This is a genomic window from Snodgrassella sp. B3837 (genome assembly GCF_026535955.1).
Taxonomy (GTDB): Bacteria; Pseudomonadota; Gammaproteobacteria; order Burkholderiales; family Neisseriaceae; genus Snodgrassella; species Snodgrassella alvi_E.
In genome coordinates, this window is record NZ_JAFNPI010000006.1 from 52,092 (window position 1) to 71,002 (window position 18,911).

At 43.4% G+C, this 18,911-nt stretch carries 18 protein-coding genes; 16 read left to right on the forward strand and 2 right to left on the reverse strand.

The annotated features are described in order from the left end of the window. Positions 1-28 precede the first annotated feature (28 nt). From J3U67_RS01225 to J3U67_RS01245, 5 genes are all read left to right on the forward strand, one after another. Positions 29-1,507 (forward strand): efflux transporter outer membrane subunit, encoded by a 1,479-nt coding sequence (locus J3U67_RS01225; protein ID WP_267403465.1) that lies wholly within the window; start codon positions 29-31, stop codon positions 1,505-1,507. Positions 1,508-1,647: 140 nt separating this feature from the next. Then, complete coding sequence (locus J3U67_RS01230) at positions 1,648-3,222, forward strand: patatin-like phospholipase family protein (RefSeq protein ID WP_267390418.1); 1,575 nt, start codon at positions 1,648-1,650, stop codon at positions 3,220-3,222. A gap of 915 nt (positions 3,223-4,137) precedes the next feature. Beyond that, positions 4,138-5,838, forward strand: a complete 1,701-nt coding sequence (aspT, locus tag J3U67_RS01235; RefSeq protein WP_267390417.1) for an aspartate-alanine antiporter — start codon at positions 4,138-4,140, stop codon at positions 5,836-5,838. A 31-nt stretch (positions 5,839-5,869) separates the two neighbouring features. Further along, positions 5,870-7,462 (forward strand): bifunctional aspartate transaminase/aspartate 4-decarboxylase, encoded by a 1,593-nt coding sequence (locus tag J3U67_RS01240; protein WP_100140570.1) that lies wholly within the window; start codon positions 5,870-5,872, stop codon positions 7,460-7,462. Between the two features lie 149 nt (positions 7,463-7,611). Then, positions 7,612-8,337, forward strand: coding sequence for a glutamine amidotransferase-related protein (locus J3U67_RS01245; RefSeq protein ID WP_267403467.1), 726 nt, complete (start codon positions 7,612-7,614; stop codon positions 8,335-8,337). A 26-nt stretch (positions 8,338-8,363) separates the two neighbouring features. On the opposite strand, the gene J3U67_RS01250 is transcribed toward J3U67_RS01245, so the two are convergent. Next, a complete protein-coding gene (locus J3U67_RS01250) occupies positions 8,364-8,726 on the reverse strand; it encodes a YkvA family protein (protein ID WP_267403469.1) in 363 nt (120 codons plus the stop codon). A 26-nt stretch (positions 8,727-8,752) separates the two neighbouring features. Then, on the reverse strand, positions 8,753-9,217 hold the full coding sequence (locus tag J3U67_RS01255) for a SixA phosphatase family protein (protein ID WP_267403471.1): 465 nt from the start codon (positions 9,215-9,217) through the stop codon (positions 8,753-8,755). 249 nt (positions 9,218-9,466) lie between these two features. Here J3U67_RS01255 and ubiA point away from each other — a divergent pair, with 249 nt between their 5' ends. The 11 genes from ubiA (at position 9,467) to J3U67_RS01310 (ending at position 18,799) form a co-directional block, all read left to right on the forward strand. Continuing rightward, positions 9,467-10,306, forward strand: a complete 840-nt coding sequence (ubiA, locus tag J3U67_RS01260) for a 4-hydroxybenzoate octaprenyltransferase (RefSeq protein WP_267403783.1) — start codon at positions 9,467-9,469, stop codon at positions 10,304-10,306. Between the two features lie 136 nt (positions 10,307-10,442). Further along, positions 10,443-10,898: a PTS IIA-like nitrogen regulatory protein PtsN gene (ptsN, locus tag J3U67_RS01265; RefSeq protein ID WP_267390489.1), complete on the forward strand. Its 456-nt coding sequence runs from the start codon at positions 10,443-10,445 to the stop codon at positions 10,896-10,898. A gap of 12 nt (positions 10,899-10,910) precedes the next feature. Next, entirely contained in the window at positions 10,911-11,873 is a 963-nt protein-coding gene (hprK, locus tag J3U67_RS01270; protein WP_267390412.1) for an HPr(Ser) kinase/phosphatase, read from the forward strand. After that, positions 11,854-12,714, forward strand: coding sequence for an RNase adapter RapZ (gene rapZ, locus J3U67_RS01275; RefSeq protein WP_267403473.1), 861 nt, complete (start codon positions 11,854-11,856; stop codon positions 12,712-12,714). The genes hprK and rapZ overlap by 20 nt, the downstream gene beginning before the upstream one ends. Positions 12,715-12,799: 85 nt before the next feature. Further along, positions 12,800-13,723, forward strand: a complete 924-nt coding sequence (ylqF, locus tag J3U67_RS01280) for a ribosome biogenesis GTPase YlqF (protein ID WP_267403475.1) — start codon at positions 12,800-12,802, stop codon at positions 13,721-13,723. A 53-nt stretch (positions 13,724-13,776) separates the two neighbouring features. Further along, complete coding sequence (gene scpB / locus J3U67_RS01285; RefSeq protein ID WP_267403477.1) at positions 13,777-14,376, forward strand: SMC-Scp complex subunit ScpB; 600 nt, start codon at positions 13,777-13,779, stop codon at positions 14,374-14,376. A gap of 2 nt (positions 14,377-14,378) precedes the next feature. Beyond that, positions 14,379-15,440 (forward strand): pseudouridine synthase, encoded by a 1,062-nt coding sequence (locus J3U67_RS01290; protein WP_267403479.1) that lies wholly within the window; start codon positions 14,379-14,381, stop codon positions 15,438-15,440. 219 nt (positions 15,441-15,659) lie between these two features. Then, positions 15,660-16,151: a PAS domain-containing protein gene (locus J3U67_RS01295; protein ID WP_257378004.1), complete on the forward strand. Its 492-nt coding sequence runs from the start codon at positions 15,660-15,662 to the stop codon at positions 16,149-16,151. Then, positions 16,148-16,897 carry a PhnD/SsuA/transferrin family substrate-binding protein gene (locus J3U67_RS01300; RefSeq protein WP_267390407.1) on the forward strand — a complete coding sequence of 250 codons (750 nt, stop codon included), beginning with the start codon at positions 16,148-16,150 and terminating at the stop codon, positions 16,895-16,897. Before J3U67_RS01295 ends, J3U67_RS01300 begins: the two co-directional genes overlap by 4 nt. A 79-nt stretch (positions 16,898-16,976) precedes the next feature. Continuing rightward, the gene (locus J3U67_RS01305) at positions 16,977-17,999 is read left to right on the forward strand and encodes a tRNA dihydrouridine synthase (RefSeq protein WP_267390406.1); all 1,023 of its coding nucleotides are present in this window, start codon (positions 16,977-16,979) and stop codon (positions 17,997-17,999) included. After that, positions 17,996-18,799: a TrmH family RNA methyltransferase gene (locus tag J3U67_RS01310; protein WP_267390405.1), complete on the forward strand. Its 804-nt coding sequence runs from the start codon at positions 17,996-17,998 to the stop codon at positions 18,797-18,799. Before J3U67_RS01305 ends, J3U67_RS01310 begins: the two co-directional genes overlap by 4 nt. The last annotated feature ends 112 nt before the right edge of the window (positions 18,800-18,911 follow it).

Genomic DNA, 18,911 nt, shown 5'->3' on the forward strand with positions numbered 1-18,911 from the left:
AGATGTCGTACATTCAGGACAAATGGAAATGAATAAAACGTGGTTTGCGGTAGTACTCGCTTTGGGTTTGCTGGCAGGCTGTAGCCGTACCGATATAAAGGTGAGGTCTACAGTGAGTATTCCTCAACAGTTTGAGCAGAATGCTGCAGCACGGGGAACAGCAGATATCAGCCGCTGGTGGCAGAGCTGGCCTGATCCGGTATTAAACGACCTGATTGAAATCGGTTTGAAAAACAATCGTAATCTGGCTGGCATGAAAGACAATATGCTTGCAGCGCGAGCCAGTGCAGCCATGGCTGAAGCGGATTTGCGCCCACAAGCTGGAGTAGAAAGTAGTGGCGGCCTGCATCGATATAATGGTGACAATACTCTGAAAGATCTGAATTTGCCTTTGATTGGCAATACTCGTGATTATTTGCAGGCTGCAGGATCGCCTCTGGGTGCCAATCGCACTCGTTTGCATGGCAATAGTGTGCAGGCAGGTTTCACCTCCAGTTGGGAACCTGACGTGTTTGGACAGAAACGCAGTGACGCTGATGAAATGCGATATCTAAGCCTAAGCGCGACTGAGCGTTGGCATGGTGCGCAAATGATGCTTAGCAGTGAGATTGCAGAGAATTATCTGAAAATGCGAGCCATGCAGCAGCGGGCTAAAATAGGCGAACACAGTGTGGCGACGCTGAAACAGTTGCAGCGCTATACACAAGGTCGTTTCCGTGCTGGGCAGGCGACGGCTTATGATGTGAGAGAAGTGACCGCCAAGTTGTCTTCGATGCAGGCGCAGATTGCTACTTATCAGGCTCAGGCTGAAGTGTATCAGCGCAATATAGCGGTTTTAACTGGTCAGGAACCGCAAGGTTTTGTCATTGCAGCTGCACCAGTGGATATTTTGCAGCAACTTCCCGCTGCACCGGCCGGACAACTGCCTCTAGACGTGATTACGCGTCGACCAGATATTCGCACTCAGGAAAATATGGTGAAAGCAATGAGTGCTGGTCTAGCCAGTGCTAAAGCTGATAGATTGCCACGCTTCAGCCTGAATTTTTTATGGCAGACAGGGCAAATACATTTAAATAGTAATACTTCATATTTAAAAAATACAGGCGGATTACTAGACGCCAGTATGACGATTCCGGTATTTACTGCCGGACGGATTAAACACAATATCGAAAGAGCAGACGCTCAGCTACAGGCTGCAATTGCTGAATATGATCATTTAATTCTTCAAGCTTTAGCTGAAGTGGATAATGCCTATCAGATGCAGTTTAGTCTGTATCAGCAGACGAAGCTGATACATCAGGCACAAACTCAGGCAACCAGTCAGGCAGGTGCTGCTGAAAAGTTGTTTCGCTTTGGCGATATGACGCTTGATCGCAGTTTGCGTGCACGCCTGAATGCCGAGGATATTGCTGATAAGCAAGTGCAGGTAAGGCTAGAAGAGGCACGTAATCTAGTGAATTTATATAAGGCACTGGGAGGAGGCTGGCAAAGCAGTGAGGAGGAATGAGCATTGTGCTGAAATGCAAATGCTGTATATTCAAAATTAAGTGTTGAAGATGTCGCACTATTAGTTTACTCGCTAATGCGACGTATGATTTCTGTAAGAATCTTGTTTAATATCTATATTTTCTGCTTCGGGAGCCATGCATGCAGCTATGTTTTAATCGATCAATGATGCGACAAGTGCTGATGTTGATGGCATTGTTCGGGCTTGCAGCTTGTTCTACACTGCGTTATCAGCCTGTAGCTGTAATAGATGATGTTAGTAAGAATCCAGACGGCTATCGTTTGCAACGCGCTCTACTTAATAATAAAGCGGATAAGAAAGATGATGTAATCGGAATTGTCATGCTGTCCGGTGGGGGGACTCGTGCGGCTGCTTTCGGCTATGGCGTGCTTGAATCTCTGAAAAAACAACAGGTCAAAATAGATGGCCGGCCTAAAAGCCTATTGGATACGGTAGATGTGGTATATGGGATTTCCGGTGGTTCTATCCTGGCCACTTATTTCGGGCTGCATGGATCGGAAACCATTCCAAAATTCGAGCAGAATTTTCTCAATTTGAATTTACAGAAAATGCTTATCGGGCAGTTATTCTCGATGGCAAACTGGTCAAGGCTGGGTTCACCAGAATTTGGCCGTGGAGATTTATTGCAGGAGCAGCTGGATTTGCACTTATATCACGGGGCAACTTATGCTGATTTAAATAATAAGCGTCAAGGGCCGTTTGTAGTGATTAGTGCTACTGATATGAGTCTGGGCAGCCGTCTAGATTTTACCCAAGAATATTTTGATTTACTTTGTTTGGATCTGACCGATTTGCCAATTGCGCGCGCGGTGGCTGCATCCAGTGCAGTACCGCTCGTCTTTGCTCCGGTAACTTTAAATAATAATGGAGGCAACTGCCACTATCATTTACCGGATAACTTAGTTGATAGTAATAATGTTGATGCTACTGGGACGACTTCATTCCGAGCGCAGACTAGAGCCGTATACCGTGCCAATTTGAAGCAGTACCAAGATAGCCAGAAGCGGCCATATATTCACTTGTTGGATGGTGGGCTGACCGATAATCTGGGTTTGCGCAGTCTGCTGGATGCCACGGAGCTCTATAGTAATAAAACTTTATATGACCGGCTAGAGTCAGCGAAGATTCATAAAATCATTATTATTAATGTCAATGCACAAACTCAGCGCAAAAATTCCATAGACAGTAGTGCCAGTGTTCCAGGTACAGCTGAAGTTGTGCGAGCACTAACCAGTATTCCGATTGAGAAATATTCGGAAGATACGCAGCATCAGTTTCAAAAATATGTGGATTGGTGGAACGAGAGCCGCAGTGAGGGTACACCACAGGTATATTATGTGAGTGTGAATCTGTTGGATATGCCGCCATCACCGCTGAGGGATAAAGTCATTCATATTCCGACAACGTTTTATCTAGCACATAGTGAAGTTAATAATCTGCGTAAGGCGGCCAAACTATTACTGGCTCAATCTTCAGAATATCAGCGTCTGATTAAGGATATTGGGGTAGAACCTGATACCTCGACACCTGAACCATTTACTTTATATGGAGATGATGTTGCTGCTACTCAGGCAGACACAGATGAAGAGTCTGCTACAGATGCAACCGGTACCGATGCAGTTGATAATGTGCAGAATCACGTAAGCGGTGTGGTCAATTTTATTAATACTGAAGCTGTACCTATATTGCGCTAACAAGGTATTTGCTTAGAAAGATAAGGTTCGGCAGATGTAATAAATGCTGGATTTGATTTTTATTGATTAAAGCCTGAGATTTTTCTCAGGCTTTTGTTTTATCTTGCCACCATACACCAAAAATAAATGCACTTGCTGATGTGCAACCACTGAAAAAGAAGAATGAATGATCTGGCTTTATAAAAATAATGTTATTTCTTAATTGTTTATTTGTATTTTATGCATTGATTAAAGCAGATTTTGATAAGAAAAATCGGCAAAACGAAGGTATGAAAAACGAATAAGGGGTTTTGGTTAAATTTATGAATATAATTGAAATGAATTTCTATTCATTAAGCCAAATTTTTTTAATATGCAATTTTTGTTAATTTTAATGGCATTTTTTTTAGTTTAAAATCTTTTTTTGTGGTGAATTGGCTACAGAATCAATCAAAAATAAAGGAGTTGTTAATTAAGATTCCTATTATCATTTCAATATGTTAGAGATTATCAATTGTATTTGAGATGACATTTATATATCTTAATAAATTATTATGCTTTTTAGCTAAATATATTTAGTAAGAAATGAAATATTTTAATGCGAGTAGTAATACATATTTATTGAATATTTCTAATTTAAAACTCAATAAGCATAATTAAAATATAATAATATTTATTTATGAATGAATTTATCTGAACAATCTCTTAACTTTTTGCTTATAAATCAGTGGTTGTGCACTTTTAATTTCGCTTTTTGGAAAGTGTGAAATTGCTATTACATAGTAGTTAAATGTGATTATTTGATTTAATTTTATGCAATAAAAATTAACAAAATACTAAAGTTATCAATTATTTTCATACCTATTGAAATTAAGACAAAAATTAAAAGCACACAAGCGCACACTAGCCTTCGTTCTTTCAGGAGAAGGTAGACATATGTTGAATTGGGTTTTGACTAATATTCAGGAATCGCCGGTTATTCTGCTGTTTCTGTCATTAAGTCTGGGCTACTTACTGGGCAGTATTCGTTTCGGTAAGTTCCAGCTTGGCGGAGTCGCTGGCTCTCTGTTGGTGGCAGTGCTTTTAAGCTTGCTCAATGTACACATTGATTCTGGTCTTAAGGCATTGCTGTTTACTTTATTTATTTATGCTGTGGGTTATGAAAGTGGTCCTCAGTTTTTCCGTTCACTAGGTGTAAAAACCCTGCGTGAAATCTTTTTGGCTTTGTTCATTGCCATTACTGGTTTTATCACGGTGATGATTATGGCACGCCTGTTCCACCTGGATAAAGGTCTGGCTGCTGGACTTGCTGCCGGTGGTTTAACCCAGTCAGCGATTTTGGGTACTGCTGCCGATGCCTTGACACATATGGGACTGCCTGCTGACCAGTTGCAGCAATTACAGGCTAATGTGGCCATTGGTTATGCGGTGACTTATATCTTTGGTTCATTAGGCGCGATCATTATCTGTATGAACTTGCTGCCGAAAATCATGGGTCGTGATATTCGCGATGATGCGGTAGCTGCTGAAGCTGAACAGCTGAAAGGTGCAATGGCACTGGAAGGTAATCAGGGTATGGCGATTACGCAGATGGTAGGTCGTATCTATGTAGTGGAAAATGACATTCAGAAATCCATTAAAGATATTGAGCTGGACAATCTGGGTATTACCATTGAGCGCATCAAACGTCACGGTAACTTAATTGATTGCACACCGTCTACAGTGCTGAAAAAAGACGACATTATTCTGATCGTAGGCCGCCGTGAAGCAGTGGCTGCTGTTAGCACGTTGTTTGGACGTGAGCTGGATTCTGAACAGGGTCTGGAAGTGATTGTGGATACCAAAGACGTGGTCTTCCGCAACCCTGATTATGCCAACAAAACCATGGCTGAAATCCGTTCCAAAGTGCATTCCAGTGACCACGATTTTGAAATTCAGCATGGTATATATCTGATTGCCCTACATCGCAACGGTGAAAAATTGGATGTAACACCGGATACCGAATTCAAACTCGGGGATGTGATGACCATCTATGGTTCTACCAGTGATATTAATCGTGTTGTTCATATTATTGGTGCGCCAATTACAGTGAACAGTAAAACCGACTGGGCTTATCACGGTCTGGGTGTGGTACTTGGCCTGATTATTGGTTGGGTAGTTGTCCGTGTAGGCAATATCCCGATTACGCTTGGTGCAGGTGGCGGTGCGCTGTTGTCTGGTCTGTTTTTCGGCTGGTTACGTGCTCGCAAGCAGACGTTTGGCAATATGCCGGTAGCTGCTTCCCAGTTCATGAAAGATTTCGGTCTGGCTGGATTTGTGTCTGTAGTAGGTTTGCAGTCTGGTTTACAGGCAATTACCACAATTAAAGAACATGGCCTGACCCTGTTTTTGATTGGTGTTGTGGTAACACTAGTCCCGATGATTCTTGCAATTTTCTTTGGTCGCTATGTGCTGCGTTATGACAACGCTGCAATCTTTGCCGGTGCGCTGGCTGGTTCACGTAGTGCCAATCCTGCATTTGGTGAAGTATTGGATAAAGCAGGTAATGCCATTCCGACTACTCCATTTGCCGTTACATATGCATTAGCCAATGTGTTCCTGACACTGTTAGGTCCATTGATTGTGGCTCTTGTTTGATATGTGCTTTTAACTTCTTGAGGAAAATGTTATGACTTCAAAACATGATTTTGAAAAATATGCTAATTTAAGCCCATTTGAATTGAAAAATCATTTGATTGATTTGGCACAGAGCCGCAACGACCGCATGATGCTGAATGCTGGCCGTGGTAACCCCAACTTTCTGGCTACTTTGCCTCGTAATGCATTTTTTGAATTAGGTCTGTTTGCTACTGAAGAGTCTGAAATCTCTTTCTCTTTCTTAGACCAGAATATCGGCGGAATGCCATTTAAAGATGATTTGATGGCTCGCTTCGACGATTTTATTCGTCGCAACCGCCACAAACCTGGTGTGGACTTCCTGAGTAAAGCCATGTCTTACGTGCGTGACCAGCTTGGCTACAATCAGCATCAGTTCTTGCTGGAAATGACTGAAGGCATTCTGGGCTGCAACTATCCCGTACCAGACCGCATGCTGCGTTTGTCTGAAGAAATCGTTAAAACCTACGTTCTTGAAGAAATGGGTGCCAAAACACTGGCTAACGATGATATCGACTTATTTGCCACTGAAGGTGGTACCGCCGCTATGGCCTATATTTTCAGCTCGCTGAAACAGAATGGTCTGATTCGTAAAGGTGACAAAATTGCTCTGGGTGCCCCAATTTTCACGCCTTATCTGGAAATTCCAGAACTGAATGATTACGAACTGGAAGAAGTATTAATCAATGCTGATCCGAAACTGGACTGGCAGTATCCTGAAAGCGAACTGCGTAAACTAGAAGATCCTTCCATCAAAGCATTCTATCTGGTTAATCCGTCCAACCCACCTTCAGTGAAAATGGACGACCGCAGTCTCCAGATTATCGCGGACATCGTGAAAAAACGTCCTGATTTGATTATCTTGACTGATGACGTTTACGGTACTTTTGCTGAGAACTTTGAGTCTCTGTTTACCATGTGTCCGTACAACACCATTCTGGTTTACTCTTTCTCCAAATACTTTGGTGCAACCGGTTGGCGTTTGGGCGTAATTGCCATGGCCAAAGAAAATGTACTAGATAAGAAAATTGCAGAACTGCCGGAAGAAGAACGCAAAATTCTGCATGAACGTTACTTGTCTATTACTCCGGAACCAGAAAAACTGAAACTGATTGACCGTATGGTAGCTGATAGCCGTGCTGTAGCGCTGAACCACACTGCTGGTCTGTCTACTCCGCAGCAGGTACAGATGGTACTGTTCTCTCTGGCCGAAATGATGGATACCAAGAAACAGTATAAAGACGCATTGATGGCTCTGATTCGCAATCGCAGCGCCGCTATGTACAAACAGCTGGGTATCAAACACGAGTTCAACGAAAACAGCGTAGATTACTATACTCTGGTGGATATGGAAGATACTGCCCGTCAGTTGTATGGTAACGAGTTTGCTGAATGGGTAGTTAAAACCAAAAACCCAAATGAACTGCTGTTCAGAATTGCAGATGAATCCGGCGTAGTATTGTTACCTGGTAAAGGCTTTGCGGTACGTCACCCATCTGGTCGTGTATCTCTGGCCAACCTGAACGAATACCAGTACAAAGCCATCGGTGCTTCACTGCATAAACTGGCTTGCGAGTATTACGAAGAATTTAAAGCCAGCAAATAATTAATTTTGTTTGAGCTTTAAATCAGCGCCGTACTTTAGAAAGTACGGCGCTATTATGTTCGCCTTTATCATGCACAGCTTTTGTTTTAGCTAGGATATTAGTATAGTTTAGTATAATTATTTAGCTGATTTATATGGAGGAGAACAGAATGCGAATACATTTTATTGTGCACGAAAATTTTGAGCAACCGGCAGTATGCCTTGAATGGGCGCAAAGTAGAGGGCATAGAATTTCGTTATCTGCTATTTATCAGGGAGATAAAGTGCCAACATCTGCCGATGATTTTGATATGCTCATTATCATGGGTGGCCCTCAGTCACCACTAACTACAATACAGGATTGTGCCTATTTTGACAGTGCCGCTGAGCAGCACCTTATCCGCCAAGCCATTGATAATGGTAAAGCAGTACTGGGAATTTGTTTGGGAGCACAATTAATCGGACAAGCGCTGGGCGGTATGGTAGAAAGCAGCCCTAATAAGGAAATCGGTAACTTTCCGATTCAGCTTACAGCGGCAGGTTTAGCCGATGAGATGATAGAACATTTTGGTCAGGAATTGACTGTGGGTCACTGGCATGGAGATATGCCTGGACTACCCCCACAGGCACAGATTTTAGCTTATAGTACTGGTTGTCCACGCCAGATTATCCGGTTTGCGCCAATAGCATACGGATTTCAGTGTCATCTTGAATTCAACCGCGCAGCAATTGAATCATTAATTCCCCATTCAAAGCTAGATTTACAGCATGCCGGTCAGTATCCGTATATACAACCTGCATCTGAAATTTTGGACTATGATTACGTTCCCATGAATCAGAAACTGTGTGTTTTTCTGGATAAATTATTGCATAGATATCAGACACAGAAGCATTAACACATAGCAAAATGCTTAAACCAGCTCTAAGCCTTGTTGGTAAAAAAACGGTTGATTGCGTTTTGAGCCTGTTCTTTCAAAGCTGGTGTGAGAGCAGTTTGTAGTTGTTTGCATACCATAGCAATAACGGCAATATCGTCGGTGAAACCAAGCGGCCCAAGAAAGTCTGGTATGAGATCTATTGGGCTAAGAAAGTAAAGCAAGGCACCTAGAATCAACATTTTACTGCGTAAAGGCGTATGCGGAGATTTAAGTAGCAGAAATAAAGAGTACAGCTGTATAACCACCGGTTTGCCCAAACGCAAAGCATTTCTGGATAGTTTGGCAAAAAAGCTTTGCTCATTAACCCATCCATGCAGATTGACCACACTTTTCGAAAAAAACTTCATGGCATTGTGTTTTCTTAATAATGGATTTATTTTAAATTTGACGGTGATAAAACCACTTTTACTCGTGCTTGATGGCGTTGCTGGTAAAAACGGACATCAAACCACCAAAAAGCCGATTTTTTTACTGACCAGAATTGTTGTGGCAGCCAGACACCATTAAGAAGATAAGCACAAAACTGGCCAATCCATGGCTGATGTCCTACCCATATCTGAGTGGATGCAGGGGGCTGCTGTTGCAGAAATGTGGCTAGATCAAGCGGGTGGCAGTCCGGATTGAATAATTTGTTTACAGTAAACGGCTGCTTCAGATAACGAGCAGTTTGCTGAGACCTGACAGCTTCTGAACAGTAAATTTGACAATTACCCGGCAAATGCTGACGCAGCCACTGCGCGCTCAGCTTTGCTTGCAGTTGGCCTTTAGTGGTGAGTTTGCGTGCCATATCCTCCCAGTTATCCTCGGCTTCGGCATGGCGCCATAAAATTAAGTCCATATCTTACTCCTTTGGATTATGGTGTCTGAGTGCAGTGTACTGTTATGCTTATGTTACAATTGTTTGGTTTCCATTCACAGTTTGATAGTAGAGCTAACCAGATGGTCTGGCAATGTCACTCGGGCTATCTTTGTATTTTTTAATCAAGCATTAACATTGGAAGACTAAACTGGCGTGAATCGATTTTCTGTAGAAGGTAAACTGGGGCAGAATCAAAGCTGGCGGCTGGCTGACCGTCTGCAAGTTTATATGCAGTTAATGCGTATAGACCGTCCTATCGGCACATTATTGCTGCTCTGGCCCACGTGGTGGGCACTGTGGATTGCAGGTGATGGCCATCCAGACTGGCTAACGGTATTGGTATTTACTATTGGTACTTTTTTAATGCGCAGTGCAGGCTGTGTGATCAACGATTATGCCGACCGCGACTTTGACGGTGCGGTAGACCGTACCAATCAACGCCCGTTTGCTTTGAAAAAAGTGAGCAAAAAAGAAGCGCTTTTGCTTACGCTGGTGCTGTGTATTTTGGCTGCACTGTGTCTGGAGCCACTTAATCGGCTTACTTGGTTGATGAGTGTACCGGCTTTGTTTTTGGCTATGACTTATCCCTTTACCAAGCGCTTTTTTCCGTTGCCGCAACTATATCTTGGCCTGGCATTTTCTTTCGGTATTCCGATGGCTTTTGCTGCAGTGAGCAAACAGGTACCCATGATTGCATGGGTTTTACTCGCAGCCAATACATTATGGACTCTGGCCTACGATACCATTTACGCGATGGCAGATAAAGAGGACGACCTGAAAATTGGTATCCGTACTTCTGCTATCACTTTCGGGCAGCATGATATTACTGCCGTGATGTTGTGCCATCTTGGTTTTGATATATTCATGATTATTGCTGGCGGGATGATTCAGGCCACTATATGGTACTGGCTTGCTTTGCCGCTGGTGCTGGTTTTACAGTATATACAGTGGCGGAATATTCGTACACGAGACCGCAAAATATGCTTTGCTATGTTTTTACGTAACAACCGTATCGGACTTATCTGGTTTGTAGGGCTATTGCTGCATTTTTGGCTAGGCCATCCTTAATACATAACCGTCTGTGCGATTAAAAGATAATATAATTGGGTAATTGATTAATAGTAATGGAAGAAATTGCACATCCTGTAGCTCAAGGGTTTAAGAACCGCTGCAATGAGCAATTTGATAGGAATAGAAAATGAGCATGAGTTTAATTGGGGATATATTACCGGTTTCACACGTGGTTCTCGATTTAAATGTTAGCAGCAAAAAAAGATTGTTTGAGGAAGCCGGAAAACTATTATCCGAGCAGGCCGGTCTGTCACAAGAAGATGTATTTAACTGCCTGTTTGCACGTGAAAAACTGGGTTCTACAGCTTTAGGCAAAGGCGTTGCTATTCCCCATGGTCGAACTGGTACCGTAAAAGATACTGTAGGCGCGTTTTTCCGGCTGCAAACCCCCATTGCCTTTGATGCACCGGATGAGCAACCTGTAAACATGGTGTTTGTGCTATTAGTGCCGGAAAATGCTTCCACTAAACATCTGAATGTATTATCAGAGCTGGCAGGAAAATTTTCCCAGAAATCAGTTCGCAATGCACTTTTGTCTGCTACCAGTGCTGAAAGTGTGCGCGATATACTTGTTGCCGAAGAGCTATAAGGACAGACTTTTATGCCCAGCATATCGGTACGGCGTCTGTATCATGATAACCAGACTAAGCTTAAATTGGCGTGGTCTGCCGGCACCGCTGGCGCTGATAACCGCATCAGTATCGATGCTGATAAACCGGTATTGGCTCTTGTCGGCCATTTGAACTTTATCCATCCCAATCAGATACAGGTAATCGGTATTGCCGAAGTTGAGTATTTGAATAAGATTGAGGCCGGAGAAATCAAAACTACCCTCAATGAATTATTCGACCTTACCATGTCTTTGATCATTGTGGCTAATGATTTACCAGTGCCTTATATGTTGCGTGATTATTGTCATACGCATAATGTGCCACTGTTAACATCAAAAACAGAAAGTCCCTTCCTGATGGATGTGCTGCGCATCTATCTGCAACGGGTACTGGCTGCCTCAACTGTTAAATACGGTGTTTTTTTAGATGTATTTGAAATCGGCGTACTTATTACCGGCCAGTCTGGACTAGGAAAAAGCGAGCTGGCACTGGAGTTGATATCCCGTGGCCATGGCTTGGTCGCAGATGATGCTGTAGAGCTGTACCGCATTGGGCCGGAAACGCTGGAAGGGCGCTGTCCTGCCATGCTGAAAGATTTTTTGGAAGTGCGTGGTCTAGGCGTGCTCAACATCCGTGCCATTTTCGGTGAAACTGCCGTGCGCCCGAAAAAACAGCTACAGCTCATCATCAATCTGGCACTTGCCGATGATAGCCACATGCAACGAATGGACCGTCTGAGTATCAAAAGTGAAACCGAAAGCATTCTGAATGTCTCTATACGTAGTGTGACCCTACCTGTGGCCGTAGGGCGCAATCTGGCCGTTTTGGTGGAAGCTGCAGTAAGTAATTTTATTTTACAAATGAGAGGTAAAGACAGTACCAAGGAATTTTTGGATCGTCATAATTCAATGCTGAAAGAGGATGCGGTGAATCATGAGGATAATATTGATTAGTGGATTATCCGGTTCTGGAAAATCTATTGCTTTGCGTTTGCTGGAAGATGTTGGATTTGTCTGTGTGGATAATCTACCAGTTAAGCTTTTACCCGGTCTGATTGAGCATTATGCCGCTAGCCAAACAGCTCAATTGGGTGTAAGCGTAGATATTCGCTCACGCTTTAATCCAGCAGAAGTGTTAGAGCTAGTAAAAAGATTGCGGCAGCTAGGGCATCAGGTAGATCTGCTGTTTTTAACTTCATCGGTACCTGTTTTGCTGCGTCGTTTTTCAGAAACGCGCCGCAGCCATCCTCTGGCGAAAGAGCACCAGACACTGAATGAAAGTGTCGCTGCCGAACAGGAATATATGTCTACATTACAAAGCTTTGCTTATGTAATCGATACTTCTTTGCTCAACGTACCTCAGTTGCGCCGTCAAATACAGCAATGGTTGAATCTGCCGGTAGCTCCCCTGCGTGTGGTACTAGAATCTTTTGGCTATAAATATGGAGTACCAGCAGGACTGGACTTTGTCTTTGATGTACGGTTTCTTCCCAATCCTTATTACGATTTTGATTTGCGTCCTTTCACCGGACTGGATGAACCAGTAAAGGATTTTTTTGCTCGCCAGCCGGTCATGGCAGAAATGATTGCAGATTTATCTGGTTTTTTATGCCGCTGGTTGCCCGAAATGGAAAAGGAAAGCCGCAGCTATGTTAATATCGGCATTGGTTGTACCGGTGGGCAGCATCGCTCTGTATATATTGTTCAGGCACTCGCACAGCAGCTTAATGCATATTCGGTAATCGTTCGGCATCGGCAGCTGGAATTGAGAAAAAATTCTGAAAAAACGGTATAATAAGTACAGTGAATTATTCAGGCAGCCTGAAATCAGGCTGCCTGAGTGTTTTCTGTGTTGGATTTTTAGCAGACAAGGACAGTTTATGGCGATTCAATGGTATCCCGGGCACATGAATAAAGCCAAAAAAGCCATTGCCGAGCGTATTAAAAGTGTGGATATGGTCATTGAGGTACTGGATGCACGTTTACCGGCTTCAAGTGCCAATCCATTGCTGGCCAAGCTAGCTGCCGATAAACCCAAACTGAAAATACTTAATAAACAAGATTTAGCCGATCCAGAGCGTACGGAGCTATGGCTGACCGACTATCGCGCCCAGCCTCATACCAATGTACTGGCACTGGATGCATCAGAAAAACAGGCAGCAAGTAAAATCATTGCAGCGTGCCGATCGCTGGTACCCAATCGCCATGGGTTAGACCGTCCGTTAAGAGTGCTTATTTGTGGTATTCCTAACGTAGGTAAATCCACATTGATTAATGGTATGCTGGGTAAGCGCAGTGCCAAAACCGGCAATGAACCAGGTATCACTAAGGCAGAGCAGCGGCTAATATTGGCAGATGATTTCTGGTTATATGATACCCCCGGTATGCTGTGGCCTAAAATCATTGTCGAAGAAGCCGGTTATAATTTGGCCGCTAGTGGAGCAGTGGGTCGCAACGCACTAGATGAGGAAACAGTGGCACTTGAATTACTAGATTATCTGCGCCGCCATTACCTTTCTTTACTGCAACTGAGATATCAGGCAGATTTGAGTGAAAGTCCGCACTGGCGTGATGATAATTGGCTAGAATGGATTGGTAAAAAACGCGGTGCCTTGTTAAGCGGAGGCCGTATTGATTACCAGAAAGCAGCTGAGCGTGTGCTCACCGATTTTCGCGATGGACTGATTGGCCGAATTACATTGGAAACCCCAAACCAATGGGCAGTGTGGCTGAAAAAAGGACAAATGCAGGAAGCTCTGCTAAAGGCTGAGCGCGCAGCCAAAAAAGCTGCACGAAAAAGTTGATTTCTTTTCTAGACCTTATCATGACTGCACTGACAGCGTAGGAACTCATGGCTATGAATCATACAGTCTCTATCGAAGCTTTGATTGAAGCTGCATTACTCACCCAAAGTGAGGCACTGAGCGAGAAGCAATTGTGCTCACTCAGGAAGCCGCCTTTATCAGCAGATGAACTGAGTAGTGTATTGTCTCATTTGCAGGAGTGTTGGCATGAACGCGCATTGAATTTGGTGCATTGTGCCGAAGGTTGGCGATTTCAGGTCACACCGGTAGCATATCCGTTGCTGGCCAGTCTGGATGTGCAACGCACACCGCGCTATTCACGTGCAGTATTGGAAACACTAGCAATAATTGCCTATCAGCAGCCGGTTACACGTGGTGATATAGAAGCAATACGTGGCGTGGCTGTTTCCAGCAATGTGTTACAAACATTGCAGGATCGTGGCTGGATAGAGATTATCGGACAACGCGACAGTGTAGGGCGACCCAACTTATGGGCCACTACCGCTACATTTTTAAGTGATTTACAGCTGGAAGATTTAAATCAGCTGCCACCTTTAACCGAATTGGGTGAACTGGTTTTACCTGAATTAAGTGAACCTGCGGAAGTTTCAACAACCGCAGAAGAACCGTCGGATGACGGATCGGGAGTTTAAACATGAGTCAAGCCAACAAAAAATTAACCAAGCGCCAGATACGCGATGGTGTGGCCTCAAAGAGTAATAAAGTCAGCAGTAAAGGCCGGCAAAATAATGAGATTAAAAAGGCTGCATCAGAACATAAAAATGCAACCACCAGAAAAAACACCGCTTTTGAACAGAAAGTGGATAACAAAGCACGTATCCAGCGCGCCAGAAAGCTGGTGCAGCGCACACCCAGTCAAGATATATTGCAACGTTCCCGTATACTGAAAGAACAGCGTGTTAACCTGGAAAAAATGGAACCAGTGCGCTTGCAAAAAGCCCTGGCTGCTTCTGGAGTCGGTTCACGGCGTGAAATGGAGCAGTGGATCAGTCAAGGACAGGTGCGAGTAAATGGCAAAGTAGCGCAGTTAGGTGACAGAATCACGCCAGAAGATGAAGTCAGCGTAAGAGGTTCTGCGATTAATATTAAATGGCCAGATCGCCTGCCGCGCATCATGGTGTATTACAAGCAGGAAGGCGAGATTGTCAGCCGTGACGACCCGCAGGGGCGAATTAGTATTTTTGATCGCCTGCCGCAAGCGGCCAGCAGCCGCTGGGTGGCAATTGGTCGTCTGGATATCAACACCTGCGGCTTACTGATACTGACAACTTCCGGTGAATTAGTGAATCGTTTTGCTCATCCGAGTTTTGAAGTTGAGCGTGAATATGCAGTACGCGTATTGGGTGAGCTCAGTGACGAGCAAAAACAAAACCTGCTGAATGGTGTAGAACTTGAAGATGGTATAGCAAAGGCTCAACATCTGTGGGAACAGGGTGGCGAAGGAGCCAATCGATGGTATAACATCATCATCAAAGAAGGGCGTAACCGTGAAGTACGGCGCTTGTTTGAAAGTCAGGGATTAACGGTAAGTCGATTAGTACGCGTACGCTTTGGTCCAATCTCCTTACCTAAACGTTTAAAACGCGGGCAGTATTATGAATTTAATGAATTTGAAGTTGCCGGTATCATGAAATGGGCAGGATTGTATCAATCTGATTATGCAAGAAAAAAAATAGATTCTTGGCATAAATTCTGAGCTTATAAGCACCCTATTTTATGTTATATCTGATTTACCCATGCAGGAAATTATTTACATAATTTCCTGCATTGTTTGATTTTTATCAAGAAATTGTGTGATTTTTTATACAAATTAATCAAATGCTTTGTATTATTTTGCTAATCGGCGCAATATATAAGGTATATAAGCTTTTGCATTATTCGTCTGGTTGTCCACATTCAAGAAAATGGAGTCAGAATGATTTCACCGATGCAGGTGCCTGAAATTGAGCACCGTACATTTGAATTGACACATTACGATGGGGTAACACGCACCGTATATTGTACTGATGTAGAAACAGAATTTCCTGATGGGTGTCTGATTACTTCTACTACAGATTTAAAGGGAATAATTACACATGCCAATGAAGTATTCGTGCATATGAGCGGCTGGTCGCGCGAAGAGCTGATGGGTGCTGAACATTATATCCTTCGTCATCCCGACATGCCGAAAGTGGCTTATAAAGATTTATGGGATACCGTGCAAGAGGGTAAGAAATGGCACGGCTATGTTAAAAATCTGCGTAAAGATGGTGGATTTTACTGGGTATATGCAACAATTGTGCCTAATATAAGGGATGGTGTGATTCAGGGATATACCTCAGTGCGGCGAAAACCATCTCGCAGCAAGGTGCTGGAAATGCAAAGTCTGTATGAAGGACTAATGAAAGAAGAACGGGGTAATTCATGACCATTAATTTTCTGATTGCACCAGATTTTCCCCCTGAATTCTATGCTGGCTGGCATTTTCTTAATACCCGTCTGCAACGCCTAATTGATGCTCCAGTGCACCTGTTTATGGCCAGCAATGCTGAAGAAGAGCAGCAGGAAATTGACAAAGACAATGTTGATATTATCTATGCAAATCCATTTAATGCTTCTAAGCTGATTAGAGAGCTGGGTTATTTGCCGGTCGTTCGTCCTGTTAATCGTTTCGATGAAATGGTGATTGCCAGTGCGGCTGACAGTGAAATAAAATCACTTCAGGATGTCAAACCAAGTATGAAGATTTTATGTACCGAAAATTATGATGTCAAATTGATTGCTTTACGTCTACTAGAAGCAGTAGATATTGAAGAAAAAGACCTTACTTGGGTAAAAAGTGAATCATTTTCAGCAGTGGCTCGCGGTTTGATTCAGCACGAAGGTGATATAGGCTTATTTATGTCTTCTGCCTATCATAAGCTGACTTCAATTACACTCAGCCGCCTAAATTTATTGATTGAAAGTAAAATCAATGATTTATATCATATGATTTTGCTACATCCGCGGCATGCAGAGATGCTGGATACTTTACAGAATGCATTTACATCCATGCATGAAACACCGGCAGGAGAAATGCTGCTGGAAGATCTGGGTCTGAATGATGGGTTTGCTGTTTTGAAGACAGAAGAAGTAGAATTATTGATCGACCTAATTGAAACATTACGCGATTAAACCTGCTACAACCATTTTTATTTTATAATTAAATACGCAACTTGTCAGACAACAGGTTGCGTTGTTTTTTGTAAGAGCAATGGTTATACGCGTGAGCAGTCCTGATATACAGACGAAAATATCTTTTCCCAGAATATTACTTGCCCCTATGCAGGGACTCATAGATGCCCCTATGCGCGATTTATTAACTCGTATAGGTGGCTTTGATATTTGTGTCACTGAATTTGTACGGATTACCCATACCATACACGGTAAGTCTATGTGGCTGAAATACATGCCAGAGTTGGTACAGAATAATCAGACTCAAGCCGGCACAGCTGTGGCTGTTCAGTTACTGGGTAGCCATGCGGAAAATATGGCTTTAAATGCATTGAAGGTAGTAAAATTAGGTGCCAACCATATAGATTTGAATTTTGGTTGTCCGGCTCCTACCGTCAATCAACATCAGGGTGGAGCCGTACTTTTGCAGTATCCAGAAAAAATCGAACAAATTGTTGCTACCGTACGTCAAAGTTTACCAGCAGAAATCAAACTGAGTGCAAAAATGCGACTGGGCTATGAACATAAAAATCTGGCACTAGAATGCGCTTACGCAATCGAACAGGGTGGTGCTGGTGAAGTCACCGTGCATGCACGTACAAAAACAGAAGGCTATCGACCACCCGCACACTGGGAATGGATAGGACGCATTCGCAAAGCTTTAAGCATTCCAGTTATTGCCAATGGCGATGTGTTTACTTTAGCCGATTATCATCAGATTCGCGAAATCAGTGGTTGTACCGATGTCATGCTCGGACGCGGTGCTGTTCAATGTCCGGACTTAGCCAGACAGATTGCCGCCACCAATCGGGGGATCAATCTTCCTGCTTTAACATGGACCGAAATTTTGCCATGGATTGAGGATTTTTTTAATGGCTGTTGTCAGCTACGAAATAGCCATGCCAATTATCCGGTGGCGCGTTTAAAACAATGGCTTGGCATACTCAGACTGCACTATGCAGAAGCCGGAGAGTTATTCATACAACTACGTAAAATAACGGCCATTGCAGACATTCAAAAAGAATTAAATCTACACACAGCAGAAAATGGAATTTCGGTATGAACTACAAAATTATCCAGTCAGCCAGTAATACCGAACTCAAGCATCTGTCGCGGTTAATTGCACAATCACATTATCGACGTCAGCACCGGCTTGCTGTAGTGGAGGGAATACACCTGATTCAGACATTTATGCAGGCAGGTCACCCCATCCACACAATGTTTGTACCGCAAGTTCGTGCAAATGATTTTGAAATAGTTGCCTTAATGAGAGAGCTGCCGGCACGGCAAATTGTACTAGTTGCCGACCATTTGTTAGAGAAAATCAGCGATTTAGCTCACTCAAAAGAACCAATTGCCATCTTATCCCTGCCTACGCAGATTAAAGCACCTATAGATAACGATGTAGTTGTGTTAGAACGGGTACAAGATCCAGGTAATGTTGGTACAATTTTACGCAGCGCTCTTGCGGCCGGTGTTAAGCATATTGTGCTCAGTAAAGACAGTACTGACGTTTGGTCTCCAAAAGTCTTACGGGCCGCCATGGGTGCACATGCTTATCTTTCTATACAGACGGTTGCTGATTTGGATATTTGGCGTGCAGAATACGCTCATCCCTTATACGCTACCGCATTAAGCACTGCAGCCAGAAACTTGTACACACTGAATCTGACTCATCCTGTTGGCTGGCTATTTGGTAATGAAGGCAGTGGCTTAAGTGCAAAAATGCTACACAGCGCTACCGAGCATGTAATAATACCAATGATCGGACAAACAGAATCACTTAATGTTGCCATGGCTGCAACTGTCTGTTTATTTGAACAACAGCGTCAGCGACTGACGGCTGGCGGTACACTAAATTAACCAAATTATGTGTCGGGTACATGCAAATCAAAATTGTTCACATTTGAATAAGTCTGTTTACACCGATAAACACCGCGGACAAACAGCCAGTTTGATGTTATCCTGCAACTCT